We start from the raw sequence: 13,337 nt of genomic DNA, 5'->3' as shown, positions 1-13,337 counted from the left end.
GGTCGAACCGTCCGGGCGGCACCCGCGCCCGTGTCACCGTCCGCCGGAGGACGCGCGCGAGGCGTCGACGGCCTCGGCCAGGTGGCCGTCCAGCAGGCCGATGACCCGCGGCATCTCCTCGGTGAGGAAGAAGTGCCCGCCGGGGAAGACCTGGAGGTCGAACCCGCCGGTGGTGTGGGCCCGCCAGTCCTCCGCCTCGGCGACCGAGGTCTTGGGGTCGCGGTCGCCCGTCAGGGAGGTGATCGGGCAGCTGACGACGGCGTCCGCGCCGGCCCGGTAGGTCTCGATCGCGCGGTAGTCGGCGCGCAGCGCCGGCATCGCGGCCGCCATCAGGTCCGGGTCGTCGAGGACGACGGACGAGGACCCGTCCAGGCGGCGGATCTCGTCGGTGATCGCGTCGTCGCCGAGCAGGTGCACCCCCTCGGTCGGGCCCAGCCCGATCGCCGGGCCGCGCCGGCCGGAGACGACCAGGCGGGCGGCGGGCCGGCCGGCGGCCTCGCAGCGGCGGGCCACCTCGAAGGCGACGACGGCGCCCATGCTGTGGCCGAACAGCACCAGGGGCAGCTCGGGCTGCCGGGCCAGCACCTCGTGGATCCGGTCGGCCAGGACGTTCAGGTCGGCGATCGGCTCCTCCCGGCGGCGGTCCTGACGGCCCGGGTACTGGACGGCCAGGACCTCGACGCGGTCGGCGGCGGCCAGCGCGTACGGCACCGGGCGGTAGAACGGGGCGGTGCCCCCCGCGTGCGGGAAGCACACCAGGCGGGCGGCGGGCGCCTCCGTCCTCCGGTAGCAGCGCAGCCAGAGGTCGTCGTCGGCGGTGGGGTCGGGTCGGGCGGACATGGTTCTCCGTTCAGTGATCACGGTCGGGGCCGAGCTCGGCCTCGATGAGGGCGAGGAGTTCGTCGTCGGTGGTGTCGGACAGCGCGTCCGCGCCGGTCCCCCGGCCGGGCCCGGCAGCGGACCCGCCGCCGGTCCGGCCGACCAGCGACTCCAGCCGGGCCAGCGCCCGTTCCCGGGCCGCCGGGTCCTCGGCGGCGGCGAGCAGCGCTTCGAGGGCGTCGAGCGCGGCGGGCAGCGGATCGGGGTTCAGGGCGGTGTGCAGGTGGGACGCCAGGACGGCGGGTGACGGGTGGTCGTACACCAGGCCCGGCGGGAGCGCGAGGCCGGTGGCGGACGCGAGGCGGTTGCGCAGCTCGACGGCCAGGACGGAACCGAGGCCCTGGGACTTGAAGGTGCGGGTCGGGTGCACGCCCCCGGCGCCGTCGTGGCCGAGGACCGCCGCGGCGTGGGCGCGGACCAGGTCCAGTACGGCCCGTTCGGTGCCCAGGGCCGCGGGGGTCATGGCGGCCGGGGCCGGGGCGCCGTCGTCCGGGTCGGGACGTGCCGGGGCCTGCTGCCCGGCGGCCAGCCAGTGGCGGGTGCGCTGGAAGGCGTACGTGGGCAGGTCCACGGTGCGGCCGGCCGCCGGCAGCACCGTGCCCCAGTCGACGGGCACCCCCCGGACGTGGGCCTCGGCCAGCGAGGCCAGCAGGCGGTCCGGGCCGCCGTCCTCGCGCCGCAGGGTGCCGACGGCCGCCTCGGCGGCGATGCCGCCGACCAGCAGCGGGTGCGGGGACACCTCGACGAAGGCGCCGTGGCCGGCGGCGGTGAGCACCCCGACGGCCCGGTCGAACTCGACGGTCTCGCGCAGGCTCGCGTACCAGTACTCCGGGCCCGCCTCGGGGCCGGCCAGCCACTCCCCGGTCAGCGCGGAGACCATCGGGACCAGGGCCGGGCCCGGCTCGATCCCCTTCAGGACGGCGAGCACCTCCTCGCGCAGCTCGTCCACGTGGGCGCTGTGCGAGGCGTAGTCGACGGGGATCAGCCGGGTGCGCACCGCCTCACCGTACGCGTCCGCCAACTCCCGCAGGGCGTCGGGCTCACCGGAGACCACCGTCGCCGAGGGGCCGTTGACGGCCGCGACCGACAGCCGCTCCCCGAACGGCGCGATCCGCTCCCGGACGGCGTCCACCGCGTCGGCGACGGAGAGCATCCCGCCGCGCCCGGCCAGCGCCGTCAGCGCCCGGCTGCGCAGGGCCACCACCTGGGCGGCGTCGTCGAGGGAGAGGATTCCCGCGACGGCGGCCGCCGCGATCTCGCCCTGGGAGTGGCCCACCACCGCGTCGGGAGCGACACCGGCCGCCTGCCACACGGCGGCCAGCGAGACCATCACCGCCCAGAGCGCCGGCTGCACGACGTCGGCGGCCTCGAAACCGTGAAGGCCCGCCAGGACGTCGTCCAACTGCCAGTCCACGTACGGCGCGAGGGCCTCGGCGCACTCCGCCAGCCGCGCCGCGAACACCGGCGAGGCCTCCGCCAGCTCACGGCCCATCCCCACCCACTGGCCGCCCTGGCCGGGGAAGACGAACACCGTCCGCCCGGGGCCCTCGGGGCCGACCGCTCCGGTGACGACGGCGGCGGAGGGACGGCCGGCCGCGAGGTCCGCCAGGGCGTCCAGCGGCCGCGGGCCGAGCAGGACGGCCCGGTGGTCGAGCGCCGCCCGCGTCGTGGCGAGGGACCGGGCGACCTCCCCGGCCGACGCCTCCGGCCGGGCCGCCAGGTGCTCCCGCAGCCGCTCGGCCTGCGCGGCCAGTGCGGCGGGCGACCGGGCGGAGAGCAGCCAGACGGGGTCGGCGCCGTCCGTCACGGGCGCCACGGGCGCTGCGGGCGCTGCGGTTATGGCGGGGGCCGGTTCGGCGGGGGCCGCCTCCAGGACGACATGGGCGTTGGTGCCGCCGATGCCGAAGCCCGACACTCCCGCGCGGGGCGGGTGCGCGGTCTCCGGCCACGGGGTCGGCTCCGTCAGCAGCCGCACCGCGCCGTCCCCCCAGTCGACGGCCGGGGTGGGCTCGGTGATGTGCAGCGACTCGGGGAGCGTGCGGTGCCGCAGGGCGAGGACCGTCTTGATGACGCCCGCGACGCCCGCCGCCGCGAGGGTGTGGCCGAGGTTGGACTTCACCGAGCCGACCAGCAGCGGGCGCCCGTTCGCCCGGTCCGCGCCGTAGGCGGCGAGCAGGGCCCCCGCCTCGACCCGGTCGCCCAGCCGGGTGCCGGTGCCGTGCGCCTCGACGGCGTCGATCTCCGCGGGGGCCAGCTCCGCGTCGGCGAGCGCGGCGTGGATGACCGCGCGCTGGGCCTCGCCGTTCGGGGCCGTCAGGCTGTGGCTGGCGCCGTCGGAGTTGACGGCCGAGCCGCGGACCACCGCCAGCACCCGGTGGCCCAGGCGCCGCGCCCGCTCCAGCCGTTCCAGCACGAGCACGCCGGCCCCCTCGGACCAGGCCACGCCGTCCGCGTCCGCGGAGAAGGGCTTGCAGCGGGCGTCCGGGGCCAGACCGCCCAGCGCGCTGAACGCGACGTGGTAGCCGGGCGTCGTCATCACCGTCACCCCGCCGGCCAGCGCGAGTTCGCACTCACCGCCGCGCAGCCCCTCGACGGCGAGGTGCAGCGCCACCAGCGAGCTGGAGGCCGAGGTGTCGACGGTGAGGACGGGGCCGTTGAGGCCGAGGGTGTGGGCCAGCCGCCCGCTGATGACGCTCGGGGCGGTGCCGGTGAACAGCACGCCGGCGAGGTCGGCGGGCGCTTCGTGCAGCGGGGGCCCGTACGGCCGGGCCTCGGCGCCGAGGAACACCCCGGTGCGGGAGCCCCGCAGGGTGGTCGGGTCGATGCGGGCGTGCTCCAGGGCCTCCCAGCCCACCTCCAGGGCGAGCCGCTGCTGCGGGTCCATGGCGTCGGCCTCGCGCGGGGAGAGGTCGAAGAACGCGGCGTCGAAGCGGGTCGCGCTGTCGAGGAACCCGCCGCGGTCGGTGGCGCAGCGCCCGTCGCGGCGCAGCGCGTCGAGGTCCCAGCCGCGGTCGGTGGGGAAGGGGCCCGCGACGGTGCGGCGGTCGACGAGGGCCTGCCACAGGTCCTCGGGCGAGTCGATGCCGCCGGGGTAGCGGCAGGCCATGCCGATGACGGCCAGGGGCTCGGCGGTCATGCGCCGGCTCCGCCCGTGGAACCCGCGGAACCCGTGGAGGCCACGGGGCCGAGGGCGGGGGCGTCGACGCGCACGGTGGTGGGGGCCGGGCGGCGGTCCGCCACCAGGTGCCGGAACTCGATGCCCGCACGCCCGGAGCCGGCCGCCCCGGCGTCGGCATCGGCGTCGACATCGGCATCGGCATCGGCATCGGCATCGGCATCGGCATCGGCATCGGCATCGGCAGAGCGCAGTTCGGCGAGGCAGTCGCACGCCGCGTCGGTGAAGCCGGCGAACCGGTAGGCGATCTCCATCATCCGGTTGCGGTCGGTGCGGCGGAAGTCGGCGGCCAGGTGGACCCCGGCCGCCGCCGCCTCGCCGATCAGCCAGTCCAGCAGGACGGCGCCCGCGCCGAAGGACACCACCCGGCAGGAGGTGGCCAGCAGCTTCAGGTGCCAGACCCGCTCGTGGTAGCCGACGAGCAGCACGCCGACGGCGCCGTGCGGGCCGAAGCGGTCGGTGAGGGAGACGGTGAGGACCTCGTGCTCCGGATCGGCGATCAGGGCCCGCAGGTCGGCGTCGGAGTAGTAGACGCCGGTGGCGTTCATCTGGCTGGTGCGGAGGGTGAGTTCCTCGACCCGGGAGAGGTCGGCGTCGTCGGCCCGCTTGATCTCCATGACCAGGTCCAGCGAGCGGAGGAAGGCCTCGTCGGGGCCGGTGAACTCCTCGCGCTCGGCGGTCCGGCGGAAGCCCGCCTGGTACATGCTGCGGCGGCGGGCGGCGTCGACGGTGACGACGGCCGGGCTGAACTCGGGGAGGCCGGTCAGCTCCGCGGCCAGCGCCGCGTCGAAGCAGCGGACCTCGGGGTGGTGGTGGGCGACCTCGGCGCGCTCGGCCGGCTGGTCGTCGATGAAGGCGACCGTCTTCAGGGCGAAGTTCAGCCCGTCCGCGATCTCCTTGACCGACCGGGACTTGGGATGCCAGCCGATCCGCGGCAGGACGAAGTACTCGGCGACGCCGAGGGCCTCCAGCTGCTGCCAGGCGTGGTCGTGGTCGTTCTTGCTGGCCACGGCCTGGAGGATGCCCCGGGCGTCGAGTTCGACGATGGTGCGGCGGATCTCCTCGGGCAGCACCACCTCGTGGTCCTCCAGGAGGGTGCCCCGCCACAGGGTGTTGTCCAGGTCCCAGACCAGGCACTTGACGAGGGTGGGTGCGTCGGACACGGGGCGCTCCTTCGATTTCCGTTCGTTGCCGTGTTCGTGGTGCGTGTGGTGCGTTCAGTGCTCGTGGTACGTCGTGCCGGTGCGGGGCGGCGGGCGGCTCAGAGCCGGTCGAGGGCGTGCCGGGCGAGGATCAACTGCGAGATCTCGGTGCTGCCTTCGATCAGTTCCATCGCCTTGGCGTCCCGGTAGGCCCGGGCCACCACGTGGCCGTCGGTGAAGCCCCGCGAGGCGAGCACCTGGACGGCCGTCGCGGCGCCGCGGGTCGCGTGGGTGGCGGCGACCTGCTTGGCCAGCACCGCCGTCACCGCCGCGTCCGGGGCGGTGCGGTCCCACTGCTCGGCGGCGTGCCGGCAGACCTGGGTGGCGATCCGCTCCGAGGTGTAGAGCTCGGCGATGTGCCGGGCCACCAGCTGGTGCTCGCCGATCGGGCCGCCGCCCTGCTCGCGGGTGCGGGCGTCCCCGACGGCGGCCGTGAGGCAGGCGCGCAGGATGCCGACGCAGCCCCAGGCCACCGACATCCGGCCGTAGGACAGGCCGACCGTGAACAGCAGCGCGAGCGGCTGGCGCCCGCCGCCGAGCACGGCGTCGGCCGGGATCCGGACGTCGTCGAGCACGATGCGGCAGTGCGTGGCGGCGCGGCAGCCGAGCGGGGCCGCGACGGGCTCGATGCGGACGCCGGGCGCGTCCGTCGGCACCATCGCGGCGGCGCCGTCCGGACCGTCGCCGTAGCGGCCGACGACCATGACGAGGTCGGCGTAGGCGGCCCCGGTGATCCACATCTTCTCGCCGGAGACGATCAGGTCGCCGCTGCCGTCCTCGGCCGGACGGATGCGGGTGGTCATGCCGCTGAGGTCGGAGCCCGCGCCCGGCTCGCTGAAGCCCACGCAGGCGAGCCGGCCGCTCGTCAGCTGCCCGAGGTAGCGCCGGCGCTGCTCGCGGTCGCCGAAGCGGCGGACGACCGCCGCGGCGATCCCCTGGACCGTCATCACGCTGCGCAGCGAGCTGCACAGGGCGCCGACGTGGGCGGTGAGTTCGCCGTTCTCCTGGCCGGTGCGGCCGGGCCCGCCGAAGCGGGCCGGCACCTCGGCGCACAGCACGCCCATCGCGCCGAGCTCGCGCAGCAGCTCGACGGGGATCCGGCCGGCCGCGTCCCAGGCGGCCGGCCCGTCGCCGACCAGGGCGTCGATCGCCGCGGTGTCGAAGCCCGTCCCGCCCGTACCCGTGGCGCCCGCACGGGCCGTACCCGTGGCCCCGCCGCTCATGCGTCCCCGGTCCCGCGCAGGCGCAGCACCATGGCCGCCATGGCGCGGATGCTGCGGAAGTTGTCCCGGTTCAGCTCGGCGCCGACGATCTCGATGTCGTACTCGTCCTCCAGGAACACCACCAGTTCCATGGCGAACATCGAGGAGATCGCGCCGGTGGCGAAGAGGTCCTGCTCGACCTCGGGTTCGGCGCCGGTGTGTCCGACGAGGAAGGCGCTCAGCGCCTGCTCGACGGCGGTCGTCCCGGCAGCGGCGTTCGCGGTGGTCATGTGTCCGTACCTTTCGTAGTTCCGTGCTGGCCGTTCGGGGGGAGCCCGGTGCTCAGCCGTACGTGTAGAAGCCCCGGCCGGACTTGCGGCCGTGGTGCCCGTCGCGGACCTTCCGGAGCATCAGCTCGCAGGGGTCGCACTCGGGGTCGCCGGTGCGCTCGTGCAGGACCCGCAGGGAGTCGACGAGGTTGTCGATGCCGATCAGGTCGGCGGTGCGCAGCGGTCCGGTGGTGTGGCCGAGGCAGCCTTCCAGCAGCCCGTCCACCGTCTCGGCGGAGGCGACGCCCTCCTGGACGAGCATCGCCGCCCGGTTGATCAGCGGGTGCAGCAGCCGGTTGACGACGAAGCCCGGTGCGTCGTTGACCACCAGCGCCGTGCGGCCGAGCGCGGTCAGCAGCGAGGTGACGGCGGTCATCGTGGCGTCGCCGGTGGCCCGGCCGCGGATCACCTCGACCATGGTGATCAGGTAGGCGGGGTTCATGAAGTGCACGCCGACGAGTTCGTCGCCGCGCGCCACCCAGCCCGCCATCTCGTCGATGGGGATGCACGAGGTGTTGGAGATCAGCAGGGTGCCGGGGGCGACCAGCCCGGAGACCTCGGTCAGCACCTCGCGCTTGACCTCGGCGACCTCCACGACGGCCTCGACGACGGCGGTCGCGTCGGCGATGTCGGCCGGCGCGGTGGTGGTGGCCAGCGTGCCGTGGGCGCGGCCCGCGGGGAGGGCCTCCAGCAGCTGGGCGTGCTTCAGCTTGCGGCGGATCGCCGTCCGGGCCGTGGCCAGGGTCGGCTCGTCGACGTCGACGAGGGTGACGTCCACGCCGTGGCCGAGGGCGAGGGCGGCGATGTTGGTGCCCATGACGCCGCCGCCGATGACGGCGAGGCGGTGCTGTTCGTGACGGTCAGTCATCGTGTCCCTCCCGGGTGGTGGTGAAGTGCTCGTCGAGCCAGGAGTCGACGGCCCGCGCGGTGGTCCCGGCGTGGGCGCCGATCATGGTGAAGTGGTCGCCCGGAACGGTCACCGGGGTGAGGTCGCCGGAGAGGTCCCACGGGAGGCGGACGGCGCCGTCCCCGCCCTCGGGGCCGCCCGGCTCGCCGCCGTGGCGGAGCAGCAGGGTCGGCAGGTCCGCGGTGTACGGGACGTGGCCGCGCCAGTCCTGGACGTAGTAGTGGGCGAGCGCGGTCAGCCAGTCGTCCCCGCCGATGCCGCCCGCGTCGACGCCCCCGGGGTTGCCCAGGAGCACGTCGGCCGGCAGGGTGCCGATGATCTCGTCGGGGGCACCGGCCGACTGCGGGGCGAAGCTGTCCAGCAGCACCAGCGCGGCGGGGCCCCGGCCCAGTTCGGCGAGGCGGGCGGCGAGGGCCTGCGCGACCAGCCCGCCGGAGGAGTAGCCGACGAGGACGAACGGGCCGGCCTCCGGGGCGGTCTCCGGGGCGGCGAGCACTGTCCGGACGCACAGGTCGAGCAGCGCGTCCGGGTCGGCGGCCAGCGGCTCCCCCGCCGTGTAGCCGGGGATCACCGCGGAGAGGACGTGCCGGGGGCGGCACAGGCCCTGCACCACCCGGACGAACTCCTGGGCGTCGCCCGCGCCGAACGACGGCAGGCAGACGAGCGTCGGCCCGACCGTGTCCGCGGACCGGCGGGTGAGCGGGACCAGGGGCGGGACGCCCGCCAGCTCGTCCGCACCGGCGAAGCGGGGCCGGAACCGGGCCAGCCCGGCGATCATCCGTACGGCGTCGGCCCCCTGGCCGAGGCTGTTCGCCCGCAGGTACAGGGCGGCCAGCGTCTCGGCGGCCGGTGTCCCGGCGGCTCCGGCCCGCTCCGTGCCGTCCGTGGATTCCGGCGCGGCGGCCAGCGCGAAGCGGGGCGCGGCCCGCTGCGGTCCGCCGTCCTGGCGCACCGGTCCGTCGGCGAGCCGCTCCCGCAGGTACGCGGCCGTCAGGGCGGGGGTCGGGTGGTCGAAGACCAGCGGACCGCTCAGCCGCAGACCGGTGGCCCCGGCGAGCCGCTTGCGCAGCTCCAGCGCGCTCAGCGAGGTGAACCCCTGCTCCAGGAACGTGGCGTCCGGGTCGACGGCCGCCGCGTCCGGGTGGCCGAGCGCGGCGGCGGCGTGCTCCCGGACCAGCTCCAGCAGGACCGCCTCCCGCTCCCGCGCCGACCGCGCCCCGCCGAGCCGGGCGGACAGCCGGACGGCGGCGGACGACCGCCGCGCACCGGCGCCCTCGTCGCCCGCGAACCCGTCCCCGTCCTCGTCCCCCTGCTCCAGGACCCGGAGGGCGTCGGGAAGCGCGGACAGCAGCGGGCTCGGCCGGTGCAGCGTGTACAGCGGCACGAACCGCGCCCAGTCGACGTCGGCGACGACGAGCAGCGTCTCGTCGTCGTCCAGCGCCTGGGCGAGGCCCTCGATGCCGCGCTCGGGAGCCATCGTCCGCAGCCCGTAGGCGCTCAGCTGCTCGCCCGCCTCCCCCGCGCCCATGCCGCCGCCGCCCCACAGGCCCCAGGCCACCGAGGTGGCCGCCAGCCCGGCCGCGCGCCGCCGCTCGGCCAGGGCGTCCAGCGCCGCGTTGGCGGCGCCGTACCCGGCCAGCAGCCCGCTGCCCCAGGTGGCGGCGCCGGAGGAGAACAGCACGAAGGCGTCCAGCTCCAGTCCTCGCTCGGCCGACAGCTCGTGCAGGTGCAGGGCGCCACCGACCTTCACCTCGGAGACCTCCTGCAGCCCGGCGTCGGTCAGCGCGGCGACCGGCGCCCCGTGGCCGGTGCCCGCCGAGTGCACCACCGCCGACAGCGCGGGGCCGGTGGCGGCGACGCGGTCCAGCAGCGCGCCGACCGCGGGCCGCTCGGCGACGTCACAGGCGACCACCTCGACGGCGCTGCCGAGGGCCGCCAGTCCGGCCGCCAGCTCGGGCACCCCGGGCGCGGCCGGGCCGGAGCGGCCGGCCAGCACCACGCGCGGGGTGCCGCGCTCGGCCAACAGCCGGGCCGTCCGGCCGCCGATCAGGCCCGTACCGCCGGTGACCAGCGCCGTCCCGGCGGTCCGCCACGGCTCGGCGGGTCCAGCTTCCGGGCGCGGGGCGCGCACCAGGCGGCGCGCGAACGCCCCCGTGCCGCGCAACGCGACCTGGTCCTCGCCCTCCGGTCCCGCGGCGAGCAGCCCGGCCAGGCGGTCCCCGACCGAGGCGTCGAACCCGACCGGGGCGTCGGACCCGGCCGACGCGTCCGACCCGGCCGGGAGGTCGACCAGGCCGCCCCACTGCTTGGCCTGCTCCAGACCCGCCGTCTGCCCCCACGCCCACACCTGGGCCTGCGCCAGACTGGGCACCTCGCCCGGCAGCGCCGCCACCGCGCCGCGGGTCAGCACCCACAGCGGCACCACCGACCCCGCGTCGAGCAGCGCCTGCAGCAGCGCGCTGGAGGCCGCCAGACCGGCGGGCACCCGGGGCCGACCGGGCAGCGGCGTCTCGTCCAGCGCCAGCAGGGACACCACACCGGCGAACTCGCCGACGCCGCGCAGGACATCACCGAGGGTCCCGCGATCGGCGGCGCCGGTCTCCAGCACCCGGACCTCGACGCCACTGGCCCGCAGCGCGCCGGCCACCTCGGCGGCCGTCCCGGCCCCGGCCGGGCCGGCGACCACGAGCCACGTGCCGGACGGCACCGAGGCCGCCGGTGCCGCACCCGACGGCCCGTCGAGGGGCTGCCACTCGACGCGGTACCGCCAGCCGGCCACCGCGTCCCGGGCCACCGGCTCCGGGAACACCGGCCAGTAGCGGCGGTACTGGAAGGCGTAGGTCGGCAGGTCGACGGTGCCGCTCCCGGTCCCGGCGGGCAGCAGGGCGGTCCAGTCCACGGGCAGGCCGCGGACGTACGCCTGGGCCAGCGAGAGCAGGAGGCGCCCGGCGCCGCCGTCGTCGCGGCGCAGGGTGTCGGCCACGACCGGGCCGTACGACTCCAGGCTGTCCGCGATGGCCGGGGCCAGCACCGGGTGCGGGGACACCTCGACGAAGGCGCCGTGGCCGGTTCCGGCGAGGGTGTGCACGGCCCGGTCGAACTCGACGGTCTCGCGCAGGCTGGCGTACCAGTAGTCCGGCACCAGTTCCGGCCCGGAGAGCGTGGCGCCGGTGCTGGAGGAGACCATCGGAATCCGCCCCTCGCGGGGGGCGATGCCCTGGAGGGCGGCGAGGATCTCCTCACGCAGCTCGTCCACGTGGGCGCTGTGCGAGGCGTAGTCGACCGGAATCATCCGGGCACGCGGCGAATCCCCGCAGGCGTCGGCGAGTTCACGCAGCGCGTCGGCGTCACCGGAAACCACCGTCGCCGACGGACCGTTCACCGCCGCGATGGAAAGGCGGGAACCGTACGGAGCGATCCGCGCCCGCACACCCGCCACCGGCTCGGCGATCGACAGCATCCCGCCACGACCTGCCAGCGCCTTCAGAGTCCGGCTGCGCAGAGCGACAACCTTCGCCGCGTCCTCCAGCGAGAGGATCCCGGCCACGGCCGCCGCCGCGATCTCACCCTGGGAGTGGCCCACCACCGCGTCGGGAACGACACCGGCCGCCTCCCAGACCGCAGCCAGCGAGACCATCACCGCCCACAGCGCCGGCTGCACCACATCGGCGGCCTCGAAACCGTGCCGACCGGCCAGCACATCGTCCAACTGCCAGTCCACGTACGGCGCGAGAGCCGCGGCACACTCCGCCAGCCGCGCCGCGAACACCGGCGACGAAGCGGCCAGCTCGCGCCCCATCCCGACCCACTGACTGCCCTGCCCCGGGAAGACGAACACCGTCCGCCCGACCCCGGCCGACGGCACCTCGCCCGTCAGCACCCCGGCCCCGGGCCGGTCCGCGGCCACGGCCTCCAGTTTCGCCGCCAGCTCGGCACGGTCGGCGCCCAGCACCACCGCCCGCCGCTTGAACGCCGTCCGCGTGGTGGCGAGCGACCGGGCCACCTCCGGCAGCGGCAGCTCGGGGCGCGCCAGGAGGTGGTCCCGCAGCCGCCGCGCCTGGTCCGCCAAGGCCTCCTCGGACCGTCCGGAGACGGTGACCGGGAGCACGGCGGGCTCCGCGACCAGCACCGGCGGCGCGGCGGGCGTCGACACCGCGGCCGGCTCCGGCGTCCCGTCCGACTCCGGCGCGGCCGGCCCTCCGGCGGGCGCCTCCTCCAGGATCACGTGCGCGTTGGTGCCGCTGATCCCGAAGGCCGAAACGCCCGCCCGACGCGGCTGTTCGCCCGCCGGCCACGCCACGCGCTCCTGGAGCAGGCTCACGTGCCCCGCCGACCAGTCGACGTGCGGGGTCGGCTCCGCCGCGTGCAGCGTCGCCGGCAGCTCCTCGTGCCGCAGCGCCAGCACCATCTTGATCACACCGGCGATGCCGGCCGCCTGCTGGGCGTGCCCGATGTTCGACTTCACCGACCCCAGCCAGAGCGGCCGTTCGGCCGGATGCCCCTGCCCGTACGTCGCCAGCAGCGCCTGCGCCTCGATCGGGTCGCCCAGTGTGGTGCCGGTGCCGTGCGCCTCGACGACGTCCACGTCCCCCGTCGCCAGCCGGGCGTTGGCCAGCGCCGCGCGGATCACGCGTTGCTGAGCGGGGCCGTTGGGCGCGGACAGGCCGTTGGAGGCGCCGTCCTGGTTGACGGCGCTCCCCCGGACCACGGCCAGCACCCGGTGCCCGTTGCGCCGGGCGTCCGACAGCCGCTCCAGCACCACCACACCCGCGCCCTCGGCGAGGCCCATGCCGTCCGCGCCCGCCCCGAAGGCCTTGCAACGGCCGTCCCGGGCAAGGGCGTTCTGCTGCGAGAAGCCCACGAACTCGCCCGGGCTGACGATCACGGTCACCCCGCCGGCCAGCGCCAGCGTGCACTCCCCCGCCCGCAGCGACTGCACGGCGAGGTGCAGCGCGACCAGCGAGGAGGAGCAGGCGGTGTCCACCGACACCGCCGGCCCGGTCAGGCCCAGCGTGTACGACACCCGGCCGGACAGCACGCTCATCGCCGTCCCGGTGATCAGGTGCGCCTCCGAGCCCGAGAGGTCGCCGCCGGCGGTCGCGTACCCGGAGGGCGCGGCGCCCGCGAACACGCCGGTGGCCGACTCGCGCAGGCTCGCCGGGTCGATCCCGGCCCGCTCGACCGCCTCCCAGGCCGTCTCCAGCAGCAGCCGCTGCTGCGGGTCCATCGCCAGCGCCTCGCGCGGACTGATCCCGAAGAACCCGCCGTCGAAGTCCGCGGCCCCGGAGACGAACCCGGCCTGGACGGTGCTGCTCGTGCCGTCCGCACCCGGGGCGGCGTCGAAGAGCGCGCCGAGGTCCCAGCCACGGTCGGTGGGGAACCCGCCGACCGCGTCCCCGCCCGCCACCAGGAGGTCCCACAGGTCCTCGGGGGTGCGCACACCGCCCGGGTAGCGGCAGGCCATCCCGACGATCGCGATCGGCTCCCGCTCCCGCTCGGTCACCTCGCGCAGCCGGGCCCGCGTGGTGCGGAGCTTGGCGGTGGTCTGCTTGAGGAAATCGAGCAGTTTCTCTTCGTTCTTCATGGTGCTGTCGCTCACATTCGACCTCGTTCGGGAGGAGTTGGCGCCGACGGTCCCGGCAT

General features: G+C 76.3%; 7 protein-coding genes. All 7 read right to left on the bottom strand.

Annotated features, from left to right (window positions below; all coding sequences use genetic code 11):
• Positions 1-33: 33 nt before the first annotated feature.
• The 7 genes from ACFRQN_RS04825 to ACFRQN_RS04795 all read right to left on the bottom strand — a co-directional run bounded on the left by ACFRQN_RS04825 (position 34) and on the right by ACFRQN_RS04795 (position 13,293).
• The gene (locus ACFRQN_RS04825) at positions 34-840 is read right to left on the bottom strand and encodes a thioesterase II family protein (RefSeq protein WP_380738257.1); all 807 of its coding nucleotides are present in this window, start codon (positions 838-840) and stop codon (positions 34-36) included.
• A gap of 10 nt (positions 841-850) precedes the next feature.
• Positions 851-4,015, bottom strand: a complete 3,165-nt coding sequence (locus tag ACFRQN_RS04820) for a type I polyketide synthase (RefSeq protein WP_380738255.1) — start codon at positions 4,013-4,015, stop codon at positions 851-853.
• The gene (locus tag ACFRQN_RS04815) at positions 4,012-5,217 is read right to left on the bottom strand and encodes an HAD-IIIC family phosphatase (RefSeq protein WP_380738253.1); all 1,206 of its coding nucleotides are present in this window, start codon (positions 5,215-5,217) and stop codon (positions 4,012-4,014) included. The genes ACFRQN_RS04820 and ACFRQN_RS04815 overlap by 4 nt, the downstream gene beginning before the upstream one ends.
• Before the next feature lie 98 nt (positions 5,218-5,315).
• A complete protein-coding gene (locus tag ACFRQN_RS04810; protein ID WP_079272972.1) occupies positions 5,316-6,479 on the bottom strand; it encodes an acyl-CoA dehydrogenase family protein in 1,164 nt (387 codons plus the stop codon).
• A complete protein-coding gene (locus tag ACFRQN_RS04805; protein ID WP_074006515.1) occupies positions 6,476-6,748 on the bottom strand; it encodes a methoxymalonate biosynthesis protein in 273 nt (90 codons plus the stop codon). Before ACFRQN_RS04805 ends, ACFRQN_RS04810 begins: the two co-directional genes overlap by 4 nt.
• 52 nt (positions 6,749-6,800) lie before the next feature.
• Positions 6,801-7,655 carry a 3-hydroxyacyl-CoA dehydrogenase family protein gene (locus ACFRQN_RS04800; protein ID WP_049658117.1) on the bottom strand — a complete coding sequence of 285 codons (855 nt, stop codon included), beginning with the start codon at positions 7,653-7,655 and terminating at the stop codon, positions 6,801-6,803.
• Positions 7,648-13,293 (bottom strand): SDR family NAD(P)-dependent oxidoreductase, encoded by a 5,646-nt coding sequence (locus tag ACFRQN_RS04795; RefSeq protein ID WP_380738251.1) that lies wholly within the window; start codon positions 13,291-13,293, stop codon positions 7,648-7,650. Before ACFRQN_RS04795 ends, ACFRQN_RS04800 begins: the two co-directional genes overlap by 8 nt.
• Positions 13,294-13,337: the final 44 nt, after the last annotated feature.

The sequence above is a fragment of the Kitasatospora sp. NPDC056800 genome, assembly GCF_042789775.1.
Lineage (GTDB): Bacteria > Actinomycetota > Actinomycetes > Streptomycetales > Streptomycetaceae > Kitasatospora.
The sequence above is the reverse complement of the archived record's forward strand: the minus strand, read 5'-3'. Positions and strand labels throughout refer to the sequence as shown.

Bases quoted from the DNA above. Each gene is read 5' to 3' on its own strand.
- ACFRQN_RS04825 (WP_380738257.1), bottom strand. From the start codon at position 840: ATGTCCGCCCGACCCGACCCCACCGCCGACGACGACCTCTGGCTGCGC.
- ACFRQN_RS04820 (WP_380738255.1), bottom strand. From the start codon at position 4,015: ATGACCGCCGAGCCCCTGGCCGTCATCGGCATGGCCTGCCGCTACCCC.
- ACFRQN_RS04810 (WP_079272972.1), bottom strand. From the start codon at position 6,479: ATGAGCGGCGGGGCCACGGGTACGGCCCGTGCGGGCGCCACGGGTACG.
- ACFRQN_RS04805 (WP_074006515.1), bottom strand. From the start codon at position 6,748: ATGACCACCGCGAACGCCGCTGCCGGGACGACCGCCGTCGAGCAGGCG.
- ACFRQN_RS04800 (WP_049658117.1), bottom strand. From the start codon at position 7,655: ATGACTGACCGTCACGAACAGCACCGCCTCGCCGTCATCGGCGGCGGC.